At 67.0% G+C, this 21,694-nt stretch carries 17 protein-coding genes and 1 pseudogene; 4 read left to right on the top strand and 14 right to left on the bottom strand.

Translation table 11 applies throughout. The features are described from left to right. A complete protein-coding gene (locus AC2T4A_RS05170; RefSeq protein WP_024766834.1) occupies nt 1-585 on the top strand; it encodes a YqaA family protein in 585 nt (194 codons plus the stop codon). A gap of 307 nt (nt 586-892) precedes the next feature. Here AC2T4A_RS05170 and pdxY read toward each other — a convergent pair whose 3' ends face one another. Next, a complete protein-coding gene (pdxY, locus tag AC2T4A_RS05165; RefSeq protein ID WP_486742862.1) occupies nt 893-1,762 on the bottom strand; it encodes a pyridoxal kinase PdxY in 870 nt (289 codons plus the stop codon). Nucleotides 1,763-1,909: 147 nt separating this feature from the next. Here pdxY and AC2T4A_RS05160 point away from each other — a divergent pair, with 147 nt between their 5' ends. Further along, on the top strand, nt 1,910-2,374 hold the full coding sequence (locus AC2T4A_RS05160; protein ID WP_486743649.1) for a DUF3301 domain-containing protein: 465 nt from the start codon (nt 1,910-1,912) through the stop codon (nt 2,372-2,374). Between the two features lie 13 nt (nt 2,375-2,387). Here AC2T4A_RS05160 and AC2T4A_RS05155 read toward each other — a convergent pair whose 3' ends face one another. Together AC2T4A_RS05155 and AC2T4A_RS05150 are read right to left on the bottom strand one after the other, a co-directional pair. Then, nucleotides 2,388-2,777 (bottom strand): DUF7079 family protein, encoded by a 390-nt coding sequence (locus tag AC2T4A_RS05155; RefSeq protein WP_416744229.1) that lies wholly within the window; start codon nt 2,775-2,777, stop codon nt 2,388-2,390. Beyond that, nucleotides 2,774-3,652, bottom strand: coding sequence for an alpha/beta fold hydrolase (locus AC2T4A_RS05150; RefSeq protein WP_486742861.1), 879 nt, complete (start codon nt 3,650-3,652; stop codon nt 2,774-2,776). The genes AC2T4A_RS05155 and AC2T4A_RS05150 overlap by 4 nt, the downstream gene beginning before the upstream one ends. Before the next feature lie 103 nt (nt 3,653-3,755). Here AC2T4A_RS05150 and AC2T4A_RS05145 point away from each other — a divergent pair, with 103 nt between their 5' ends. After that, a complete protein-coding gene (locus AC2T4A_RS05145) occupies nt 3,756-5,519 on the top strand; it encodes a sensor histidine kinase (RefSeq protein ID WP_486742860.1) in 1,764 nt (587 codons plus the stop codon). Beyond that, on the top strand, nt 5,516-6,850 hold the full coding sequence (locus AC2T4A_RS05140; protein ID WP_416744225.1) for a sigma-54-dependent transcriptional regulator: 1,335 nt from the start codon (nt 5,516-5,518) through the stop codon (nt 6,848-6,850). The genes AC2T4A_RS05145 and AC2T4A_RS05140 overlap by 4 nt, the downstream gene beginning before the upstream one ends. Here the strand turns inward: AC2T4A_RS05140 and AC2T4A_RS05135 are convergent. The 11 genes and pseudogenes from AC2T4A_RS05135 to AC2T4A_RS05085 all read right to left on the bottom strand — a co-directional run bounded on the left by AC2T4A_RS05135 (nt 6,832) and on the right by AC2T4A_RS05085 (nt 21,593). Next, nucleotides 6,832-7,836, bottom strand: a complete 1,005-nt coding sequence (locus tag AC2T4A_RS05135) for a hypothetical protein (protein WP_486742859.1) — start codon at nt 7,834-7,836, stop codon at nt 6,832-6,834. The genes AC2T4A_RS05140 and AC2T4A_RS05135 overlap by 19 nt on opposite strands. 388 nt (nt 7,837-8,224) lie before the next feature. Continuing rightward, the gene (locus AC2T4A_RS05130; RefSeq protein WP_416744223.1) at nt 8,225-8,419 is read right to left on the bottom strand and encodes a hypothetical protein; all 195 of its coding nucleotides are present in this window, start codon (nt 8,417-8,419) and stop codon (nt 8,225-8,227) included. 181 nt (nt 8,420-8,600) lie between these two features. Next, on the bottom strand, nt 8,601-9,536 hold the full coding sequence (locus AC2T4A_RS05125) for a LysR family transcriptional regulator (protein ID WP_045213908.1): 936 nt from the start codon (nt 9,534-9,536) through the stop codon (nt 8,601-8,603). Nucleotides 9,537-9,960: 424 nt separating this feature from the next. Then, nucleotides 9,961-10,665 carry an NAD(P)H-dependent oxidoreductase gene (locus AC2T4A_RS05120; protein WP_416744222.1) on the bottom strand — a complete coding sequence of 235 codons (705 nt, stop codon included), beginning with the start codon at nt 10,663-10,665 and terminating at the stop codon, nt 9,961-9,963. A 281-nt stretch (nt 10,666-10,946) separates the two neighbouring features. Further along, nucleotides 10,947-12,365: an aldehyde dehydrogenase family protein gene (locus AC2T4A_RS05115; RefSeq protein ID WP_486742858.1), complete on the bottom strand. Its 1,419-nt coding sequence runs from the start codon at nt 12,363-12,365 to the stop codon at nt 10,947-10,949. 156 nt (nt 12,366-12,521) lie between these two features. After that, nucleotides 12,522-13,691: pseudogene (locus tag AC2T4A_RS05110) on the bottom strand (pyridoxal phosphate-dependent aminotransferase); the annotation flags it as partial. 54 nt (nt 13,692-13,745) lie between these two features. Then, on the bottom strand, nt 13,746-15,356 hold the full coding sequence (locus tag AC2T4A_RS05105; RefSeq protein ID WP_486742857.1) for a 5-guanidino-2-oxopentanoate decarboxylase: 1,611 nt from the start codon (nt 15,354-15,356) through the stop codon (nt 13,746-13,748). A gap of 112 nt (nt 15,357-15,468) precedes the next feature. Further along, complete coding sequence (locus AC2T4A_RS05100) at nt 15,469-17,556, bottom strand: acetate--CoA ligase family protein (protein ID WP_486742856.1); 2,088 nt, start codon at nt 17,554-17,556, stop codon at nt 15,469-15,471. A 205-nt stretch (nt 17,557-17,761) separates the two neighbouring features. Continuing rightward, a complete protein-coding gene (locus tag AC2T4A_RS05095; RefSeq protein WP_045213896.1) occupies nt 17,762-18,922 on the bottom strand; it encodes an acyl-CoA dehydrogenase family protein in 1,161 nt (386 codons plus the stop codon). A 17-nt stretch (nt 18,923-18,939) separates the two neighbouring features. Next, nucleotides 18,940-19,728, bottom strand: a complete 789-nt coding sequence (locus tag AC2T4A_RS05090; RefSeq protein WP_416744217.1) for an enoyl-CoA hydratase/isomerase family protein — start codon at nt 19,726-19,728, stop codon at nt 18,940-18,942. Between the two features lie 452 nt (nt 19,729-20,180). After that, nucleotides 20,181-21,593, bottom strand: coding sequence for an amino acid permease (locus AC2T4A_RS05085; RefSeq protein WP_486742855.1), 1,413 nt, complete (start codon nt 21,591-21,593; stop codon nt 20,181-20,183). Between the last annotated feature and the right edge of the window lie 101 nt (nt 21,594-21,694).

Here is a 21,694-nt window from a genome sequence, read left to right as displayed (position 1 = left end):
ATGCTGCGCCGGCTCTACGACTGGACCATGCGCCTGGCGGGCCATCCGCGGGCAGAGCTGGCGCTGGGCGGGGTGACCTTCGCCGAGAGTTCGTTCTTCCCCATCCCACCAGACGCGCTGCTGGTGCCAATGGTCCTGGCCAACCGCGCCAAGGCCTGGCGCTATGCGGCGATCTGCATCGTCAGTTCGGTGCTGGGCGGCATCGCCGGCTACTTCATCGGCCTGCTGCTGTTCGAGACGGTGGGCCAGGCGATCCTGGCCTTCTACGGCCTGCAGGAAAACTTCGCCGAGGTTGCCGAGCGCTACAACGAGCTTGGCTGGCTGATGGTGCTGCTGGGCGGCGGCTTCACCCCGCTGCCCTACAAGCTGATCACCCTGACCAGCGGGGTGACCCAGCTCGACCTGGTGCTGTTCATCGCTCTCAGCGTGGTGGCGCGTACCCTGCGCTTCGCCGCCACCTGCGCCCTGCTGTTCTGGGCCGGCCCGGCACTGCGCGAAGCCATCGAGAAGCGCCTGGGGCTGGCGTTCGGCCTGCTTACGGCGATGGTGGTGGGCGGGTTGCTGCTGGGCAAGTACATGCTCTGAACCGTTCTTCGTAGGAGCGAGCTTGCTCGCGAACAGATCACCCGGCGGCTCTGGCGCTGGGCGGTTCGCGAGCAATAACGATAGCGTCCCCCTCGCTCCTACAGATCAGGCTCCGGCGCAAGGGCTTGCCCTCACCCCAGCCCTCTCCCATAGGGAGAGGGAGCCGGTCGGTGTGCTGTGGATATCTCAGAGTCAGCCGGCGAGCTGCGACATACCCACCCGCCCATGACAGTCCCCTCTCCCCTGGGAGAGGGTTAGGGTGAGGGGCACGCCCAGCGCAGGATTCCCCCCCAAGAACCCGTTCAGCTCACCCCAACTTCAACGCCTCGAACTTCACCCGCGGGTGGGCGATGCGGTCCTGGGCGCGCACCAGTTCCAGCTCGTAGCTGCCGCAAGCCTGGGTTTCCAGCAGCACTTCATGCACGGCCGCAGCGCAGAACTCGAAGGCGCTGCGCAGGTCATCGCCCAGCAGCAGGCGGGCGAGGAACAGCCCGGAAGTCAGGTCGCCCACACCCACCGGCTGGCGCGGGAAGGCCAGCAGCGGGCGGCGCAGGTGCCAGGTTTCGTCCAGCGTCACCAGCAGCATCTCGAAGGCATCCGCCGGCTTGCCGGGGTAGTTCAGGTGCTTCACCAGGATCGCCTTCGGGCCGCGCACGAGGAGGCCCCGGGCCATCGCCGCGCAGTCTTCCAGGGAAGTCGGCTGGCGATCACAGAAACTGTCCAGCTCCAGCTGATTCGGGCACAGGTAGTCGGCAACGGCAGCAGCCTCGTGGAGCAGGAACTCGCTGACCTCCGGGGCGACGATGCAGCCCTTCTCCGGATGGCCCATCACCGGGTCGCACAGATAGACGGCGCGCGGGTTCACCTCGCGGATGCGGCGCACCACTTCGAGGATCGAGCGGCCCTGCGCCGCGCTGCCCAGGTAACCCGACAGCACCGCGTCGCAGTTGCCCAGCTCGCCGATGGCGGCGATGCCATCCACCAGCGCGGGAATCTGCTCCGGCGGCAGCACCTGGCCCGTCCAGTGGCCATACTGGGTATGGTTGGAGAACTGCACGGTGTTCAGCGGCCAGACGTTCACCCCGACGCGTCGCATGGGGAACTCGGCAGCGCTGTTGCCGGCGTGACCGAAGACGACGTGGGACTGGATGGCGAGAACGTGGGGGGTGCGCGGCATAACGGTGTCCTGCTACAGAATGGGGCAGTATGGGGCGCAATTCACACGCTGTGAACATCCGCCTCTCGCCGCCCGACGGCGGAGTGAGTAAGCTGGTGCGCCGATTCCGAGGAAGCCGAAGTGGACCTGGGCAATCTTTTCATTTTCATGCTGGTTGTCGCGGGCGCCGCCTGGTGGTGGCGCGCCCATGGCATCCGCGAACGTGCGCTGGCGCTGGCCAAGCAGCACTGCGCGCGCGAGGGCGTGGAACTGCTGGATGATGCCATGGCCCTGCAGCGCTTCCGCTTCCAGCGCGACGGCCGCGGCAACCTGCGCCTGGCCCGCGAATACGCCTTCGAGTTCACCGCCACCGGGCAGGAACGCTACGCCGGCACCATCGCCATGTTCGGCCAGCACCTGGGCCGCGTCGAGTTGGCGCCCTTCCGCATGGAGCCCGAACCGCGCATGCCGGTCTCGCCGGTCGCCACCTTCCACCCTGCCGCCGCACCGGTCGATGAGGAAATCGTCGACGCCGTGTTCGACGACACCCCAGCGCCGCCACGCGCCAAGGCGGAAGTCGTGCGCCTGGACGAATGGCGCCGCGCGCACCAGGGCAAGAAGGTCGGCGACTAGAGCTAAGTACCTCTCAGCGTGCGTCGTCCTTCATCAACTCCCTGAATTCGGACACCCGGCTCAGCACTTGTTGCCAGTGCTCATTCATCAAGCGCCCCACTGTCCGGCTCAACAGCCAGCAGCGCCAGCGAAACAGCAGATGGTTCGCTCGCCGGTGATTCTGCCGGCACTTGCCGAACAACCAGTCCGCATCGAAGCCTGTCCACTCACCCGCCACCGACAAGGCATTGGGGTACACCGCCGGGACGACCTCGCGGCGGTAAATCGCCTCGAGTTCCGCGACGCAATAGTCACTTTCGGCCAGGGTCCGCGCGATGTAACTGAGGTCCGCATCGGTAGGCTCGGTATCCAGCCACAGCTCGGACAGCGCCAGCCAGACGGACTCGCGGGCGGGGTCGTTCACTCGTGGCCCAGCAGGAAGCGCGAGACTCGCTCGGCGCTCTCCTCAGGAAACTCCTGCATGAAGCAGTGCCCGCCGTCGACACACTGGCCACTCACCACCGTGTTCGATGCACACCAGCGCGCCACGGACTTGGGCACGAAGGGATAGGTGCGCTCGCCGAACAGCACCTGGGTCGGCGTGACCACCTTGTTCAGCGTCGGCCACAGCCGCTTGGGGAAGGAGCTGAAGATTTCCGCCTCGCGGCTGGGTCGACATTTCAGCTCGACGCCGGCCTCGGTGCGCTTCATCGCGTTCTCCACGTAGGCCCAGAGGGCCTCGTCGGTCCAGCCCCTGAAGATGCCCCGGCCATGCAGGCCGGCATAGGCCGCCTCGCGATCCGGCCACTGGCTGCGCCGCGAGCGCGCCTTCTGCACCATGGTGCGGCGCTTGTGCAGGCCGAGCACTTCGGAGAGCGCCATCACGCCGACCATCGCCGGGGTGAAGAGCACCGGGTCAAGCAACACAGCGCGGCGGAACAGCTCGGGGTGGCGACCAAGGACAAGACTCGTCAACACACCACCAAAGCTGTGCCCGGCGGCGTAATGCGGCACATCACCGAATACCTTGTTGCCGGCCTGGAAGGCTTCCACCGCCATCTCCGCATTGCGGTTCCAGCCGTGAAAGCGTCCGCCGTGGTCACTGTCTCCATGGCCCTGCACGTCGCACAGCCAGAGGTCGAAATCCTGAGCGAGGACTTTCAGCATCGGCTCGTAGGCGCGGCCGCAGAAGCCGTTGCCATGCAGGAAGTGCAGCAACGGCTTGCCACTGGGCTCGCTGCGCCAGCCGCGCAGGGTGAAACCGGCGGACCCTTCGTGGGTCCAGGACGACAACTGCATCGAAGCTCTCCATCGGGATGCGGCAGTTTAGCGAGGCAGCGGGGCGCCGGACCAGCGCGTGGTCATGCTATTGTCGCCGACCGTTGGTCGAACACCGTCGAACATGTCGCCTGCCCGCCCTCTTCGCCTGCTGCTGATCTGCCTGCTCCTGCTGGCCGGGCTGGTGCTGTCGGTATTCTGGGCCGGCGAGAAGGCGCGGCACCGCGCGCTGCTGGCCGAGGCAGAAGCCGCCCACGAACAGCTCGGCCTCTACGCCAACTCCCTGCACACCCTGATCGAGCGCTTCCGCAGCATCCCCGCCGTACTGGCATTGGACCCGGAGCTGCGCGCAGCCATGCGCGGCCCGGTGACCGGCGAGCTGCAGCACCGGCTCAATCTCAAGCTGCAGGAGATCAACGGCGCCGCACGTTCCTCGACCCTGGAGCTGCTGGACCACACCGGCCTCGCCGTGGCCGCCAGCAACTGGAACCTGCCGGTCAGCTACGTCGGCCACAACTACGGCTTCCGCCCCTATTTCCGCCAGACCATTGCCCAGGGCGCCGGGCGTTTCTACGCGGTCGGCGTGACCAGCGGGATACCCGGCTACTTCCTGTCCAACGCCCTGCGCGACGATGACGGCCGCTTCCTCGGCGCCATCGTGGTCAAGCTGGAGTTTCCCGACCTGGAGCGCCAGTGGAGCCAGACCCCGGACGTGGTGCTGGTGAGCGACAGCAAGGGCGTGGTGTTCCTCGCCAACCACCCGCGCTGGCGCTACCGCGAACTGATGCCGCTGGACGCCGTGGCCCGCGCCGAGATGGCCGACACCCGGCAGTACCACAAGCAGCCGCTCAGCGCGCTGCCGCACCGAACGCTGGAAACCCTCGGCGAACACGCGCGCATGGTTCGCGTCGACGGCCAGGACATCAGCGGCGACTACCTCTGGCAATCGGTCGGCCTGCCGGAAGACGAGTGGACCCTGCACCTGCTGCGCAATCCCCACGGCGTGCAGGCCGACGTCACCAGCGCGCGGCTGGCCGCCGCCGGTGTCTGGCTGGCACTGGTGTTCCTCGTGCTCTGGCTGCAACAGCGGCGCCGCCTTGCCCGCCTGCGCCAACGCAACCAGGAAGAGCTGGAACGTCTGGTCGAGCAACGCACCGCCGCCCTGCGCACCGCCCAGGACGGTCTGGTACAGGCCGCCAAGCTGGCCGCGCTGGGGCAGATGTCCGCCGCATTGGCCCATGAGATAAATCAGCCGCTCACCGCCCAGCGCATGCAGCTGGCCAGCGTGCGCCTGCTGCTCGACGCCGGCCGCCAGGACGACGCCCGCGCCGCGCTGGTACGTGTCGATGAGCTGCTCGAACGCATGGCCGCGCTCACCGGCCACCTGAAGACCTTCGCCCGCAAGACGCCCGGCGGCCTGCGCGAGCGCATCGAACTGGGCCACGTGATCGAGCAGGCACTGCAACTGCTTGCCGTGCGCATCCGCGGCGAGGGCGTGGATATCCATCAGGATCTGGACCTGCCCGCCTGGGTGCTGGGCGATGCGATCCGCCTGGAGCAGGTGCTGGTCAACCTGATCCGCAACGCCCTGGACGCGGTGGCCCGCAGCGACCAGCCACGCATCGAGCTCACCCTGCGCCGCGAAAACGATCAGTGGTGCCTGGAAGTGGCCGACAACGGCCCCGGCATCGACGAAGCCCATTTGGCCAGCGTCTTCGACCCCTTCTTCACCACCAAGCCGGTGGGCGAAGGACTGGGCCTGGGGCTGGCGGTATCCTATGGCATCGTCCACGAACTCGGCGGGCGCCTCGGCGCCGCCAACCAGCCCACTGGCGGCGCGGTGTTCCGCCTGAGCCTGCCAGCCGCCAGCGAAGAAAGAAGACCATGAGCGAGACCATCCTCTTCGTCGACGACGAAGCCGCCATCCGCGACGCCGTGCAGCAGTGGCTGCAACTTTCCGGCTTCGACGTGCGCCTGTGCAGCAGTGCCGACGAGTGCCTGAAAAGTGTCTCCCGCGAGCTGCCCGGCGTGGTCATCAGCGATGTGCGCATGCCCGGCACCGACGGCCTGGCCCTGCTCGAACGCCTGCAGCAGATCGACCGCGACCTGCCAGTGATCATGGTCACCGGCCACGGCGACGTGCCCATGGCAGTCCAGGCGATGCGCCAGGGCGCCTACGACTTCATCGAGAAACCCTTCACCCCCGAACGCCTGCTCGACAGCCTGCGTCGCGCCCTGGAGAAACGCCGGCTGGTGCAGGAGAACCGCCAGCTGCGCGAACAGGCGGCGCTCAAGGACCAGATCGAATCGCGCCTGCTCGGGGTTTCACGGCCGATGGAAACCTTGCGCCGGCAGATCATGGCGCTGGCCGGCACGCCGGTGAACGTGTTGATTCGCGGCGACACCGGCAGCGGCAAGGAGCTGGTCGCGCGCTGCCTGCACGACTTCGGCCCGCGCGCCGGCAAACCCTTCGTTGCGCTGAACTGCGCGGCGATCCCCGAGCAGCTGTTCGAGACCGAACTGTTCGGCCACGAAAGCGGCGCCTTTACCGGCGCCCAGGGCAAGCGCATCGGCAAGCTGGAGCATTCCAACGGCGGCAGCCTGTTCCTCGACGAGATCGAGAGCATGCCGCTGGCCCAGCAGGTGAAGCTGCTGCGCGTGCTGCAGGAACAGCAACTGGAGCGGCTGGGCTCGAACCAGAGCATCAAGGTCGACCTGCGGGTGATCGCCGCCACCAAGCCGGACCTGCTCGAAGAGGCCCGCGCCGGGCGCTTCCGCGAGGACCTCGTCTATCGCCTGAATGTCGCCGAACTGCGCCTGCCGCCGCTGCGCGAGCGCCGCGAGGACATCCCGCTGCTGTTCGAGCACTACGCGCTGCTGGCCAGCGAGAAGTTCGGCCGCGAGGCCGCGCCGCTATCAGCCAGCGAACTGGCGCGCCTGCTCGCCCACGACTGGCCGGGCAACGTGCGCGAACTGGCCAACGCCGCCGAGCGCCACGTGCTCGGCCTGGACCGCGCCGAGCTGCCGATCGAGCCCGCCGGCAACGGCCTGTTCGAACGCATGGAAGCCTACGAGGCCGAGTGCATCCGCCAGGCGCTGGGCCAGTGCAAGGGCGACATCAAGGCGGTGATGGAGCTGCTCGGCCTGCCACGCCGCACCCTCAACGAGAAGATGCAGCGCCATGGGCTGAGCCGCGGGGATTACCTGGGCGAGGACTGAGCCAACTGCTCGGCGAAGAACCAGCCGGTGCACCAGCGTGCCAGCGGCCAGAGCAGCGCCAGCAGCAGGATCGCCGGCGGCAGCAGGTAGAGCGGCAGGCTGCTGGAGTTCAGCGAGCTGTAGGCGGCGAAGGCGATCAGAACCGATACCAGGACAATAGCGACCAACCACATCGCCAGCAGTACCAACGAACAGGCCAGCACGCGGCCGGCGGCGAAGCGCGAGACCTGGGCGGGCAAGCGCCTCTGGACGGCCGCCATGACGATAGCGAATGGTAGAACGCAACTCGTCAGCAAGAACACTGACTGCCAGCCGTCCGCACCGCTGTAGAGATAGAGCACTCCGTAACTCAGCGCAGCGAACAACTTGTAGATCAGCGCGGTGAAGCACAGCGCCACCGCCAGCGCCACCTGCCAGGACGGCAGTGGGACGGCCCGGCCTGACGCCGTCGGCTCGGATCTTGATCGCGCCAGATGCAACACCAGCCAGAGCGGCAGCAGGCAGCCCAGCATCAGATTGACCAATGAATTGGCCTGGGCATACAGGGCTATCCAGAGGGCCCGGGACTCTTGCTCGAACGCCCACTGGTAGAAGAACACGCTCAGGTAGGACACGGCAGTGCTGACAACCATGGTGGCGATCAGATAGGCGACGCCGAAACCCACCAGCAGCCCAGCCAGTGGTTTGAAGCGCGCGATCCCGTGGCGCTCGCGCTGGTGATGTACCAGCAGCAGGACCGCCGCGGCATAGAAAACCAACCCAGCCAACCAGTTCGCCAGCATGGTTGGCAGGTACTGCGGCAGGCGCTCGCGGAAACTGCCCAGATCGAAGATCCACTGCACGGCATTGCTGCCGAAGAACACCACTGCCGCCGCCACTATCATGGCGGCGACGAACTGCAGGGGCTCGCGGCCGACCGACGCCGTGGCGGCTACCGGTGCGGTGAGCGGTGCCTGGGGTGTCGCAAAGGGATTGTCAGTGGTCATCTCGGCATCCTTGTCGAATCCGGCCTGTGGCACGGAAGGCGCCCAGCCTACCAGCCCGCCAGCGCTTTTCCACGGGCATAAAAAAAGGCCGCTGAAAACAGCGGCCTTGAGACGGACGTCGATCTGGAGCAATCAAGAATCGGCGTCGGGAAGCTTGCCGGCGGTGAGGCCGGTAACGGCGCTGCTCGAAAGTCGCGCTGTTGGGTCAAGTATATTGACCGATCAGACAGGAATACAGATCACGGACAGGGAAAGACTGTTACAGCATCTGTAACAGTCCTCTGGCAACCACCCAATCCGCGGGCAAAAAAAACGCCGCATATCGTATGCGGCGCAAGGTGTTGAGAAGCCCGGCTCACGCTCCGGACTTCCCGGGGGAAGCGGCCGATCAGGAATCGGCGTTGCTGCTGGCAGCGGCCTTGGCAGTCTGCTCGGCGGACTGGGCCTGCTGCTGGGCAATCACTGCTTCGTTGGCCTTGACCATCTTGTCGGCCATCAGACGCGATTCTTCGGCGAAGCTCAGCTGAGTGAAGGACAGCGAGCAGACGGACAGCAGGGCAGCAACATAAAGCGAACGGGACATGACGGTGATCCTTTCTGAACACCCGATTGGTCGGGTCTGGAGAAAGGTTACGGCGCAACAGTGGGTAGAAAAATAGCTAGCTAACCAACAAAGCATTGCCTAAAAAGCAACAATCCGCGGCGATCGTCCGAGAACAGCGATATAGAGCGCCTGCGACGATCAGCCACGCTAGCCCTTTGCCTTATGCCCAGTTGACGGGATCGTTGAGCGCTGCTTCGTCTTCTTCGAATACGCGGGGCAGTTCCGCCTTGAGGAACTCGACCCAGGTGCGGATCTTCGCATCGAGAAAGCGCCGCGACGGGTACAGCGCATAGATCTGCCGCACATGCAGGCTGTGCCGGGGCAGCACGCGCACCAGCGAACGCCGGCGCAACGCGGGCGCGGCAACGTAGCTGGGCAGCAGGCAGATGCCCATGCCAGCGGCGGCGGCGCCGGTCAGCGCCTCGGCGACGTTGACCATGAAGGTGTCGCGCGGGCGGATCACGCTTTCCTCGTTGCCCTCCTCGAAGGCCCAGCCTTCGGGGAAGGTCGGGTCCTGCAGGCGCAGGCACTGGTGCTGGTGCAGGTCGGCGACGCTGGTCGGGGTGCCGCGCCGCTTGAGGTACTCGGGGCTGGCGCAGAGCACGCTGTAGATGGTGCCCAGGGTCTGGGCGACGAATTCGGAATCGGGCAGCTCGCGGTCGCGAGTGATCACCACGTCCTGGCCTTCCTCGAGGATGTCCGGCTGGCGCTGCGCCAGGGTCAGCTCGATGTAGACCTCGGGGAAGGATTCGCAGTAGCGCGAGATCAGCGGAATCAGGTGCTGCTGGCCGAGGCCGGTGAGCGAGTGCACGCGCAGGCGACCGCGCGGCTTGAGGTGCGCGCCGCTGGCTTCGGCCTGGGCTTCGTCGACATCGGCGAGGATTTCCCGGCAGCGCAGCAGGTAGCGCTCGCCGGTTTCGGTCAGCGCCAGGCGTCTTGTAGTGCGGTGCAGCAGGCGCGCTTCAAGCTGGGCTTCAAGATCGGAGACCACACGGGAAACCTGGGCGGTGGATAACCCCAGGGCGTTGGCAGCAGCGGTGAAACTGCCGGCATCCACCACCCGGACAAATGCCCGCATCGCGTGAAGTACGTCCATGCTTCCCCCTACCTGTTGATCTTGTCGTAGGCGCGTATAGGAAACGACAACTATTGTTGTCCGCGCCGCAAAACTGAATCGCAGTATAGGGTCGTTTTTTGCCGATTGTTACCACGTATAGTGCCGGACAAGTCGCTGCAGCAACGTTGGGCATACCAGGCTCATCGTACGGCCGCCGATACACCAATCGACGGCCCTCTCCCCCGCGCATATCCGCTGCAGCGACTGACTTTTTCTCCAGGGGCGACCATTTTCGGATGGCCGCCCTTTTTCGTTTCTGGCCAGCTGATTGGCAGGCGCAAGCCTTTACACCGGGCAGAAGACAGAACTTGTAGGAGCGAGCTTGCTCGCGAACCGCTTGGCTCTGGCGCCGTCATTTATCCCTGTTCGCGAGCAAGCTCGCTCCTACGAAGAGCAAACGCGGTCAGCGCGGCAGCGGATAGAGGCGCTCGTCGAACTGGTCCAGGCGCACGAACTCCAGCGGCTGGTCGTTCTCCAGGTGCTGCAGACGCTCCTGATACTGGCGCAGGAAGTCCTGGCGCGCGTCGTTGCTGATGTAGGGCACGTGCCAGGCCACGAAGGGCGGCAGCACGCTCATGCCGGTGTAGGCCAGGGTGCCGCGCAGGATCGGCCGCAGCATGTCTTCCAGCGGACCGTGGATGGCGTCGTCGCCGAACATGTGGTCGCGGCCGCCGAGGGTCACGGTGACCAGTGCCTTCTTGCCGGCAAGGCCGCCCTGGTCATAGAAACGCTTGCCGCCGTAGCAGATGCCCGAGACCAGCACACGGTCGAACCAGCCCTTGAGGATGGCCGGCGCGGAGAACCAGTAGATCGGGAAGTTGAAGATCACCAGGTCCGCCCAGAGCAGCTTGTCCAGCTCGGCCTGGATGTCGGCGGCGATGGTCTTGGCCTTGGCGCCTTCGCGCTGTTCCAGGGCGTAGACGAGGTATTCGGGGTTGGCGCGCGAACCGAAGTCGGCGGCGCTGGCCACCGGGTTCCAGTTCATCGCGTAGAGGTCGGAGACCTGCACTTCATGGCCCTGGCCGCGCAGGGTTTCCTCGGCGAGCTGGTAGAGCGCGGTGCTGAAGGATTGCGGTTCGTTGTGGGCGTGGACGATCAGTACGTTCATGTGGATTCCTGGCCAGAAAGTCGGTACCTGTGGGATCGGTGCGCTGGCTCGGCACCCTCTCCCCAGCCCTCTCCCTGAAGGGAGAGGGAGTGTTCGTGTTCATTCTTCAGCGCGAGCCCTCGCCGGTAGCACCGAAGCGCTCGTGCCCCTCGAAGGGAGCTGCAACTAGGCGGCGGGGCGAACGTTTCCCCGGTCACCGGCCAACTCCCATCCATTCGAAAACTCCGGACGGCCCCCTCTCCCTTCAGGGAGAGGGTTGGGGAGAGGGGCTCTTCAGCCACTCAGAGTTGGATAGCCTTGAGCTCGACGAACTCGTGCAAGCCCTGCTCGCCCCATTCGCGGCCGTTGCCGGACTGCTTGTAGCCGCCGAAAGGCGCACGGTAGTTGAAGGCACCGCCGTTGACGAAGCATTGGCCGGCGCGCATCTGCCGGGCGAGGCGCAGGCCATCTTCGCGGTCGCCCGCCCAGACGGCGCTGGACAGGCCGAACGGCGAGTCATTGGCGATGGTGATGGCTTCGGCCTCGTCGGCGTAGGGGATCAGGCACAGCACCGGGCCGAAGATTTCTTCGCGGGCGATGCGCATCTGGTTGTTCACCCCAGCGAAGATGGTCGGCTGCACGTAGTGGCCGCGCTCCAGATGCGCAGGCCGTTCGGCGCCGCCGCAGACCAGCTGCGCGCCCTCTTCCTGGCCGACGCGGAGGTAGTCGAGCACCGTGCGGCGCTGGCCGCCCGAGCACATCGGGCCGAGGAAGCTGTCCGCGTCCAGCGGGTCGCCCATCTTCAGCGCGAGGGTTTCGGCGCGGGCGATTTCCACGGCTTCGGCATAGCGATGGGCCGGCAGCAGCATGCGCGTGAGCGCGGTGCAGGTCTGCCCGGAGTTGATCATCACGTCCTGCACGCCGTGGCGCACGGCGGTGGCCAGATCGGCGTCGGCAGTGATCAGGAACGGCGACTTGCCACCCAGCTCCAGGCACACACGCTTGACCGTCGGCGCCGCCGCTTCGGAGACCTTGACGCCCGCACCGGTGGAGCCGGTGAACGAGACCATATCCACGTCCGGATGCCGTGCCAGGGCTTCGCCGACCTTGGAGCCGGGGCCGCTGACCAGGTTGAACACGCCGGCAGGCAGGCCGATGGCGTGGACCATGTCGGCGAGCAGGAAGGCGTGCAGCGGGGTGTCCTGGCTGGGCTTGACCACCACGGTGCAACCCGCGGCGAGCGCCGGGGCGAGCTTGCCGATGAGCTGGTGCAGCGGGTAGTTCCAGGGGTTGATGAAGGCGCAGACGCCCACCGCCTCTTTCACGATCAGCGAGTTGCCGACCTCGCGCACTTCGTCCATGTGCGCGGCCATGGCGGCGTAGCTTTCCAGGCCCTCGATCGGCCCGTCGACCTGCACCATGCGGCACCACTGCACGGGCATGCCCAGCTCGGCGGTGATCAGCGCGGCCATCTCGTCGGCGCGGTTCTTCAGCTGTTCGGCGAGGGCGCGGATATAGCCGGCGCGCACGTGTGACGGGGTCTGCGACCAGGCCGGGAAGGCGCGACGCGCAGCGTCCACCGCGCGGTTCACGTCGCCTTCGCCGCCCAGCGGCACGCGACCCACGCATTCCTCGGTGGCCGGGTTCTGCACCTCGGCCATGCCCTGCCCTTGCGGCGCCACCCAGGCGCCGTCGATGTAGAGCTGTGTACGGTCACGCATAGCGTTTTTCCTCGAGAGTCTGTTCGGGATCGGCTGCGCGTCGGCCACGCAGCGTTGAAAGCGGCTTCGGCATGCTCATTTACAGCACGTAAATTCCGCGGCCTCCGCCGCTTTCGCCTTGCGTGGCGCTAGCTCGCCAGCTTCCGAACGGACTCTCAGCAGTTCGGCGGCGCACAGGGCGATGCGGCGGCAGGCTTCGCGCAGCGGTTCGGCGCCGAGCACCAGGCCCAAGCGGATGTGCCCGGCGGCGCTGGGGCCGAAGGCTTCGCCGGCCAGTACGGAAACGCCGTGGCGGTCCAGCAGTACATCGGCGAAGTCCTGGGCGGAAAGGCCGGTGGCGCGGATATCCACCATCACGAACATGCCACCGTCCGGGCGCAGGGCGCGCACGCCGACGCAATCGGCCAGGCAATCGATCACCAGGTCGCGGCGCTGGCGGTAGGCTTCGCGCATGGCGTCCAACTCCGGCAGCTGGGCTTCCAGCGCGGTGCAGGCGGCGTCCTGGATGAAGTCCGGCGAGCCATAGAGCATGCACAGGGCGAGGTTTTCCAGGTGTGCGCAGAGCTCGCGCGGGCCAACTACCCAGCCCACGCGCCAGCCCGTCATGGCGTGGGATTTCGACAGGCTGTTGAGGGTCGCAGTGCGCTCGGCCATGCCCGGCAGGCTGGCGGGGCTGATGTGTTCGCCGTCGAACAGCAGCTCGCTGTAGACCTCGTCGGAGATCATCCACAGGTCATTTTTTACGCACAGCTCGGCGAGCTTTTCCCAGGTGGCGCGCGGCAGGCTCGCGCCGGAGGGGTTGTGCGGGCTGTTGATCGCCAGCGCGCGGGTGCGCGGGGTGATCAGCGCGGCAACGTCCTCGGCCTGCACGCGGAAGCCGTGCTCGGAACGCACCGACACCGGGATGACCTTGGCGCCGCAGGCACCGAAAACCGCTTCGTAGGTGACGTACATCGGCTCGGCGACTATCACTTCGTCGCCCGGATTGAGCACGCACTGCGCCACGGCATACAGCGCGCACTGGGCGCCGGCCAGCACCACCACGTCATCGCCGGTGACGGCCTGGCCGCTGCGCTGGGTGTGGCGACGAGCGATGGCTTCGCGCAGCGAGCGCTTGCCGCGCACGTCGGCGTAGTGAGTGTTGCCGGCCAGCAGGCTGTCGATGGCCGACTGCACGATGGGCACCGGAGTATCGAAGTCCGGGTCGCCCACCGACAGCAGCAGGATGTCGTCGCCCTGCTCCATGCGCGCCAGGGCGCGGTAGTGGATGTCCCAGGCGGCGGCGCCGTCGCCGGCGATGCGTTGGGTGAAGTTGGAGTAGCGCATGCTTTGCTTCCTTCCAGGTGCCGCCGTCCAGGGACTGCGGCGGGTGCAACGGGCCTACTGGGCGCAGGCGTGTTTCAGCTCGATCAGGGTCACGCCCGGATGGGCGAAGCCTTCGCGCAGGTCGCGCTCCAGTTCGTCCAGGCTCTGCGGCTGGCGCATCTCGCAGCCGTAGGCGCGGCCGAGCAGGGCGAAGTCCGGGTTGCGCGGCAGGACGCCAATGGGCTCGATGTCCAGGCCGATCATGTCGTCGCGGATCTGCCCCAGCGCATCGTTGTTCCACAGCAGCACCACCAGCGGGCTGTCCAGCTCTTCGGTGGCGGTGGCCAGTTCCTGCGCGGTGTAGAGGAAGCCGCCGTCGCCGACCAGCACCAGGCCGGGGCGCTCCGGCGCACCGAACTTGGCGCCGATGCCGGCCGGCACGCCGTAGCCGAGGGTGCCGTAGCCGGTGGGGTGCAGCCAGCCGCGCGGAGCCTTGCTCGGGTAGAGGTAGTTGGCGGTGTAGGCCAGTTGGGTCATGTCGCTGGCGATGAAGGCGTTGTCCGGCAGGACCTTGGCGATGCGCTGCAGGATCGACTGGTGGATGCGTTGCAGCGGCGCGTGGCCGGCGTCGATCTGCGCGCGCAGTTCGTCGATGCGCGACTGCGCTTTCGCCGCGTCGCGGGTCGCACTGGGCAGCGCGGCGAGCAGCGCCTCGGCGGTGGCCCTGGAATCGCCCAGCAGCGCCACGGCGCTCGGGTAGAAGTCGTTGAACTTGCGCGAATCGACATCGACGCGGATCACCTCGCCGCTGATCGGCAGGCGGTCGCGCCAGAAGTCGGTGTCGGCCATTTCGGTGCCGATGGCCAGGACCACATCGGCCTCGGCGATCATGTCCCAGCCGGCCTGGGTGCACAGGGTGGCGCCAGCGGACAGCGGCGCTTCCGGCGCCAGCAGGCCCTTGCCGGCGACGCTGGTGAACAGCGGCGCGGCCAGGCGCTCGCTCAGCGCAGCCAGGGCATCGGCGGCATGCAGCGCGCCGCCGCCGGCGATGATCATCGGGCGCTGGGCCGCCTTGAGTTTATCCACAGCCTGCTGGAGCGCCTCGGCGCTGGGCTGGCCGCGGCCGGCGCGGCGCACGACTTCGTTGGTCCAGTCACGGGCAACCGGGTTGGCAAGCACATCCAGCGGCACGGAGATGTGCACCGGGCGCGGGCGCTCGCTGTCGAACACGGCGTAGGCGCGGGCGATCAGTTCGGGCAGGTCTTCGGCGCTCAAGGCGACGGCGGAGAACGCGGTGATCGGCGCGGTCATCGCACGCTGGTCCTGGGTCTCGTGCAGGCAGCCCCAGCCCTTGCCCAGGCTGGCGGTGTGGTTGACGCTGGAGATCACCAGCATCGGGATCGAGTCGGCATAGGCCTGGCCGATGGCAGTGGCGGCGTTGGTCACCCCCGGCCCGGTGATGATGAAGGCCACGCCCGGCTTGCCGCTGACGCGCGCATAGCCGTCGGCCATGAAGCCGGCGCCCTGCTCGTGGCGGGTCAGCACATGACGGATGCCGCTGCCGGGCAGGCCGCGGTACAACTCCAGGGTGTGCACACCGGGAATGCCGAACACGGTGTCGACGCCATAGTTGGCCAGCAGGCGTACCAGGGCCTGGCCGCCGGTGAGGTTGTTGTTCTGTTGCATGAGGTGTCTCCCCAAGGCTAATGCGTGGCCTTGTAGGAGCGAGCTTGCTCGCGAACCGCCCCGCAGCGGGGTTCGTTCGCGAGCAAGCTCGCTCCTACAGGGTGCGGAGTGTTCATTCAGCGGTACGGATCAGCGCATCCACCGCCACGGCGCCCTCGACGTCCGCCAGCAGCGGGTTCACGTCCAGTTCCAGCAAGGTGTCGACGTGCTCGCAGGCGTAGTCGGCCACCGCGCGGATGGCTTCCACCAGCGCCTCCAGGTTCACCGCTGCGCGGCCCCGGAAACCGCTGAGCAACGGCGCGCTACGCAGGCTGAGCAAGGCGTCGCGGATCGCCGCGTCGGTGGTCGGTAGCAGCAGGCTGCGGCTGTCCTTGAGCAGCTCGACGAGGATGCCGCCGGCGCCCAGCACCAGCGCCAGGCCGAAGCCGTTCTCGCGCTTGATGCCGACGATCAGCTCGGCCAGCGGCGGGTTGGCCATGCGTTCCAGCAGCACCTGGTCGAATGGCACGCCGGGTGCGTGACGGGCAATGTTCTCGCGCATGTCGAACAGCGCAGCTTCCAGCGCCGCCTCGTTGCGCAGGTTGAGCGCCACGCCGCCGGCTTCGGTCTTGTGCGGCAACTGCGCACTGACCACCTTCAACGCCAACGGGAAACCGACATCGGCGGCTGCTTCGCGGGCCTGTGCCGGGGTGCTCAGCGCGGCGCGCGGCAGCGGCAGGCCGAAGGGTTTCAGCGCCTGCTTGGACTGCCACTCGTCCAGCAGCCGGCCTTCGCCTTCCAGCGCCTGCGGGCAGAGCGGTACCAGCGCGGCTTCGCCACGAGCCAGCAGCGCTTCGCGGCGCTGACGGTAGTGGGCGATGCGGCCCCAGGCGGCGAGCCCGTCTTCCACGCCTTGCAATGCGGCGACGCCGTGGGAGTGCAGCAGTTCGCGGGCGTGCCTGGGCAGCAGTTCCGGCAGCGCGGAGGCGATGAAGCCCACCTTGCCGTGGCGCTCCAGCGCGGCGCAGTACAGTTCCAGCAGCAGGTCGCACTGCGGGCGCTCACCGGTCTCTTCACCGGGGTAGTCCAGTACCAGCAGCGCAGCATCGGCGTCGGTCAGCAGGGCGCTGTCGAGCATGCGCTCCAATGCCGGGCCGTCACCCCAGATGGCGGTGGTGAAGTCCAGCGGGTTGGCGATGTTGGCGTAGTCCGGCAGCACCTGGGCCAGCTCGGCGCGCTGCGCGTCGACCAGCTTGGGCAGGTTCAGTCCGTTGCGTTCGGCGTAGTCGGCGATCAGCCCGGCGTCACCGCCGGAGCAGGCCAGCGCGGCGAGGCTGGGGCCGGCCGGCAGGTTGCCGCAGGCGGCTGCCTTGAGGGTTTCGATGAAGCTGACCGGGCCGCTGACGCGGATCACCCCGAGGCGATCGAACAGCGCGTCGTACAGCGCGTCGGAGCCCGCCAGGGAGCTGGTGTGGCTGAGTGCGAGCTCGGCGCCGATCTCGGACACGCCGGTCTTCAGCGCGATTACCGGGATGCCTTTCTGCAACGCCTTGAAGGCAGCACGGGCGAAACCGGGAACGTTCTTCAGGCCCTCCAGGTGCAGGCCGATGGCGGTGACGCGCGGCTCGTCGAGCAGCACGTCCATCAGTTCGGCCACGCCCAGCTGGGCCTGGTTGCCCACCGAAGCCATGTAGGCGATGGGCAGCGAGCGGTCGCTCATGGACAGGTTGTAGGCGAAGTTGCCGCTCTGGGTCAGCACGGCCACGCCCTTCTCGACCATGTGCCCGCCGTGGGCCACCGGCCACAGCGCGGAGCCGTGCAGGTAGTCGAGCAGCCCGTAGCAGTTGGGGCCGAGCAGGGCCATGTCGCCGGCGGATTCGAGCAGGCGGCGCTGCAGCGCTTCGCCTTCGGCACCGGTTTCGGCGAAGCCGGAGGCGTAGCAGATGGCGCCGCCGGCATCCTTGGCGGCCAGCTCGGCGACAGCTTGCACAGTCAGGTCACGGTTGGTGGCCACGAACACCGCGTCCGGGCCTTCAGGCAGTTCGGCGACGCTGCGTACGCAGGGCACGCCTTCGAGTTCGTCGTATTGCGGGTTGACCAGCCACATCGCACCGGGGAATCCGCCCTCGGCGCAACGCTTGAGCGCGCGCGCCATGCTGCGGCCGCCAATGAAGGCGACGTGACGGGGGGCCAACAGACGCTGGAGGTTTTCTCTTTTCATGTCGAGTCTCGGTTCGGGGCCTGGGCCCTCTCCCCCAGCCCCTCTCCCTGAAGGGAGAGGGGGGTTTCCGGGGTCATCCTTTAGCGCACGGTGTCTAACCACGCGCCGAATCGCACTTGCCCCTCCCCCTTCGGAGCGAGGCGCGCAGCCAGGGCTGGGGAGGGGCTTTCAGCACCCGCCCGTCACCCCCGAAAGGCACCGCAAATCAGCGCAGCAACGGCCGCAGCAGTTCGCGGGAAATGATGTGGCGCTGGATTTCCGAGGTACCTTCCCAGATGCGCTCGATGCGCGCGTTGCGCCAGATGCGCTCCACCGGGCCTTCGTCCATCAGGCCCATACCGCCGAAGATCTGCACGGTCTCGTCGGCGACCTTGCCCAGCACTTCGCTGGCGAACAGCTTGGCCATGCCGGCTTCGCCGTCGGTCATGGTCCCGCGGTCCATCTTCCAGGCGGTGTGCAGGGTCATCAGCTCGGCGGCGCGAATCTGCGTGGCCATGTCGGCGAGCTTGAAGGAGATGCCCTGGTAGCTGCCGATGGCCTGGCCGAACTGCTTGCGGTCGGCCGACCATTGCAGCGCCAGGTCCAGCGCGCGCTGGGCCTGGCCGACGCAGTTGGCGGCAACCATCACGCGGCCGGCGGTGAGCCAGGCGTTGGCCACTTCCCAGCCCTTGTCGACTTCGCCCAGAACCTGGGAGGCCGGCACGCGGCAGTCGTCGAAGAAGATTTCGTAGGTGTGGTAGCCCTTGTTGCTCACGCATTTCGGGCCACGGCGCACGGTCATGCCGGCGGTGCCCTTGTCCACCAGGAAGGCGGTCACGGCGTTGCGTTTCTTGCCGTTGCGCTCGAAGGTGTCGGTCACCGCGAAGACGATGGCGAAGTCGGCGTGGCCGGCGTGGCTGATGAAGTGCTTGGAACCGTTGATCACGAAGTCCTCGCCGTCACGCACGGCGCGGGTCTTGATCGAGTTGGCGTCGGAGCCGGCGCCCGGCTCGGTGAGGGCGAAGCAGTCGATCTTCTCGCCCTGAACCACCGGCAGCAGGTAGTTCTGGATCTGCTCGCCCTTGCAGGCCATGAGGATCTTCGAGGGGCGCGCGACGAACACGTGCAGCGCCCAGGAGACCTTGGACAGTTCGCGCTCGACCAGCGCCTGGGACAGGTAGTCCAGGCCGCCGCCGCCGACTTCCTCGGGCATGTTGAAGGCATAGAAGCCAGCCGCCAGGGCCTTGCCGCGAATCTTCGCAGCCAGCTCCGGGGACACCGCGTCGGCGCGGTCTACTTCCTCTTCATAGGGCAGCAGTTCTTTCTCGACGAAAGCCTTGACCGCCTCGACGAGCATTTCCTGTTCTTGGGTCAGTTGGAAATCCATCACATCACCTGCAGCCGTCAGCGGCCTTTGAATTGGGGGGAGCGTTTCTCGGCCACGGCGCGCAGCGCCTCGGCGGCATCTTCACTGCGGCCACAGAGCAGGCCGGCGGCCTGTTCGGCTTCCAGCTGCTGGGCCAGGGTGCGGCTGGCGCCTTCGCGGATCAGGCGCTTGGTGTGGCCAAAGGCGTAGGTGGGGCCGGCGGCCAGGCGCGCGGCGAATTCGCCGACCTGGGCCTGCAGTTGATCGTCGGCGACCACTTCACCGACCAGGCCGGCATTCAGCGCGCGTTCGGCATTCCACAGTTCGTCGAGGAACAGCAGGCGCTTGGCCGCTTCGCTGCCGATCAGACGCGGCAGGTGCCAGCTGGCGCCGGCGTCCGGGCAGTAGGCCATGCCGGTGTAGCCAGCCTTGAAGCGCGCGGAGGCGCCGGCGATGCGGAAGTCGCAGCACAGGGTCAGGTCCATCCCCGCGCCGACGGCGGTGCCGTTGACGGCGGCGATGGTGGGTTTGTCCAGGCTGTGCAGGCGGCGCATCAGGGCGTGGGCGGTTTCGGTCCAGCCGTAGGTTTCCAGCTCGCCACGGGCTTCGGCCTCGGCCCATTCGGCGAGGTCGGCGCCGGCACAGAAGCTGCGGCCTTCGCCGGTCAGCACAATGACGCGAACGGCCGCATCGGCCTCGTAGGCGTCGAGCAGGGCAAGCAGGTTCTTGAGCGTGGGGACGTCGAGCGCGTTGCGCTGCTCGGGGCGGTTCAGGGTGATCCAGGCGATACCGTCCTGGACCCGGCTGAGCGGGGATGGCTGAGTCATGCTGCCCTCGTTCTTGTAGTCGTTTGCTGAGGCGGATGAAGCGTTGGGTCAATACTAAACAAGTGTTCAGCAAGCCGGCAATCCACCCGAATGGGTGGCTTGTAACGCCCTGCCGAACGGCGGGAAGGCCGCGCGACGCGGGGGTTGAGGGGTTTGCCGAGGGTTTCCCCCGAGACCTTGTTACAACTTCGAACAAACGGCCCTGCGGGCCTTCGCGGACGGAGTCCGCTCCTACACAAATGCTGACCCTGGCGTAGGAGCGGACTCCGTCCGCGATAGGTCCCCGGCGGCTCCGGTGTTGGGCGGGTTCGCGAGCAAGCTCGCTCCTACAAAGGGCCAAAGAAAAAGCCCCGCGGTGGGGGGCTTTCCGGTGCAGTTCGCGAGCAAGCTCGCTCCTACAAAGAGCCAAAGAAAAAGCCCCGCGATGCGGGGCTTTTCCGGTGCAGTCAGGCTCAGCCGATACTCGGCACCGCCTCGTCGCTCAGCACCTGTCCACGCTTGCGCTTGAGCAGGTAGTAGGCCAGGTAGCATGCGCCCATGAAGCCGAAGCCCCAGTACAGCGACGGGCGCTGGGTCGGGTCCATCGCGAGGAACACGAACAGCGAGCAGCAGATCGCGATGCACGCCAGCGGGACCAGCGGGAACAAGGGCGCGGCGTACTTCAGGTCGGCCACGGTGCCGCCCTTGGCCATGTGTTCGCGGCGGAAGCGGTACTGGGCGTAGGCGATGACGATCCAGGTGACGGTGCCGGCCATCCCGCTCACCGCCATCAGCACCATGAACAGGGTGTCGGCGGCGACCACGCTGGTCAGCAGCGAGAGCAGGGCGAAAGCCAGGCTGATCAGCAACGCGTAGAGCGGCACGCCGCGGGCGCTGAGCTTGGACAGCTTGCGCGGCGCCATGCCGGTCTTGGACATGGCCCAGAGGATACGCGTAGAGGCGTACAGGCCGGAGTTACCCACCGAGAGAATCGCGGTGAGGATCACGAAGTTCATGATGTCGGCGGCATAAGGGATGCCGACCATGTCGAACACCTGCACGAACGGGCTTTCCATCAACCCGGCCTGCTTCCACGGCACGATGCAGGAGAGCACGGCAATCGCCAGCACATAGAAGATCAGTACGCGGAACACCACGTTGCGCACGGCGCGCGGGATGCTCTTCTCCGGCTGGTCGGTTTCGCCGGCGGCAACGCCCATGATCTCGCAGCCCTGGAAGGCGTAGACCACCGTCATCATCACGGCGAACACGGCGGACAGGCCGTTGGGGAACAGGCCATCACTGACCAGATTGGACAGCCCCGGCGCGGCGGCGCCGCTGTTCAGCGGAATGGCGCCGAAGATCACCAGCAGGCCGACCACGATGAAGCAGAGGATGGCCGCGACCTTGATTCCGGAGAACCAGTACTCGGCCTCGCCGAAGGCGCGGGTGGCCAGGGCGTTGAGGGAGAACAGCACGACCACGAAGAAGCCCGACCAGAGCCAGATCGGCACTTCGGGGAACCAGCGGGTCATCAGCATGCCGGCCGCGGTGAACTCCAGGCCGACGGTGGAGGCCCAGCTCATCCAGTAGACCCAGCCGATCATGAAGCCGGTGGCCGGGCCGATGAAGCGCGTGGCGTGGGCCTGGAAGGAACCGGAGACGGGCATCTGCACCGACAGCTCGCCCAGGCAGACCATCACCAGGTACATCAGCAGGCCGGCGACCAGATACGCGAGGATGGCGCCCATCGGGCCGCCGGAACTGATGGTGACGCCCGAGCCCATGAACAGGCCGGTGCCGATGACGCCGCCCAGCGACAGCATGAAGATGTGGCGGCTCTTGAGCGCGCGGGTGAGCTGGATCTTCTCTTGCGGCTCAGACATGGCGCACCTCCGGGAAACGGCGGGCGCGGCTGAGCGGAACTCTACGTTGGATCATTATTGTTATCTCCAATCAATCAGAGGCCGTGGCTCGGGCACGGATG

This window comes from Pseudomonas sp. PVC-3-1 (genome assembly GCF_057444315.1).
Note: the sequence above shows the minus strand (reverse complement) of the source record. Positions and strands in the feature narration are given on the sequence as shown.

What these genes read in the sequence shown, in the direction of transcription:
- AC2T4A_RS05105 (WP_486742857.1), bottom strand. Translation starts at nt 15,356, where the DNA reads ATGCAACAGAACAACAACCTCACCGGCGGCCAGGCCCTGGTACGCCTG.
- AC2T4A_RS05145 (WP_486742860.1), top strand. Translation starts at nt 3,756, where the DNA reads ATGTCGCCTGCCCGCCCTCTTCGCCTGCTGCTGATCTGCCTGCTCCTG.
- AC2T4A_RS05100 (WP_486742856.1), bottom strand. Translation starts at nt 17,556, where the DNA reads ATGAAAAGAGAAAACCTCCAGCGTCTGTTGGCCCCCCGTCACGTCGCC.
- AC2T4A_RS05090 (WP_416744217.1), bottom strand. Translation starts at nt 19,728, where the DNA reads ATGACTCAGCCATCCCCGCTCAGCCGGGTCCAGGACGGTATCGCCTGG.
- AC2T4A_RS05135 (WP_486742859.1), bottom strand. Translation starts at nt 7,836, where the DNA reads ATGACCACTGACAATCCCTTTGCGACACCCCAGGCACCGCTCACCGCA.
- pdxY (WP_486742862.1), bottom strand. Translation starts at nt 1,762, where the DNA reads ATGCCGCGCACCCCCCACGTTCTCGCCATCCAGTCCCACGTCGTCTTC.
- AC2T4A_RS05115 (WP_486742858.1), bottom strand. Translation starts at nt 12,365, where the DNA reads ATGCGTGACCGTACACAGCTCTACATCGACGGCGCCTGGGTGGCGCCG.
- AC2T4A_RS05125 (WP_045213908.1), bottom strand. Translation starts at nt 9,536, where the DNA reads ATGGACGTACTTCACGCGATGCGGGCATTTGTCCGGGTGGTGGATGCC.
- AC2T4A_RS05150 (WP_486742861.1), bottom strand. Translation starts at nt 3,652, where the DNA reads ATGCAGTTGTCGTCCTGGACCCACGAAGGGTCCGCCGGTTTCACCCTG.
- AC2T4A_RS05085 (WP_486742855.1), bottom strand. Translation starts at nt 21,593, where the DNA reads ATGTCTGAGCCGCAAGAGAAGATCCAGCTCACCCGCGCGCTCAAGAGC.
- AC2T4A_RS05160 (WP_486743649.1), top strand. Translation starts at nt 1,910, where the DNA reads ATGCTGGTTGTCGCGGGCGCCGCCTGGTGGTGGCGCGCCCATGGCATC.
- AC2T4A_RS05170 (WP_024766834.1), top strand. Translation starts at nt 1, where the DNA reads ATGCTGCGCCGGCTCTACGACTGGACCATGCGCCTGGCGGGCCATCCG.
- AC2T4A_RS05140 (WP_416744225.1), top strand. Translation starts at nt 5,516, where the DNA reads ATGAGCGAGACCATCCTCTTCGTCGACGACGAAGCCGCCATCCGCGAC.
- AC2T4A_RS05120 (WP_416744222.1), bottom strand. Translation starts at nt 10,665, where the DNA reads ATGAACGTACTGATCGTCCACGCCCACAACGAACCGCAATCCTTCAGC.
- AC2T4A_RS05095 (WP_045213896.1), bottom strand. Translation starts at nt 18,922, where the DNA reads ATGGATTTCCAACTGACCCAAGAACAGGAAATGCTCGTCGAGGCGGTC.
- AC2T4A_RS05130 (WP_416744223.1), bottom strand. Translation starts at nt 8,419, where the DNA reads ATGTCCCGTTCGCTTTATGTTGCTGCCCTGCTGTCCGTCTGCTCGCTG.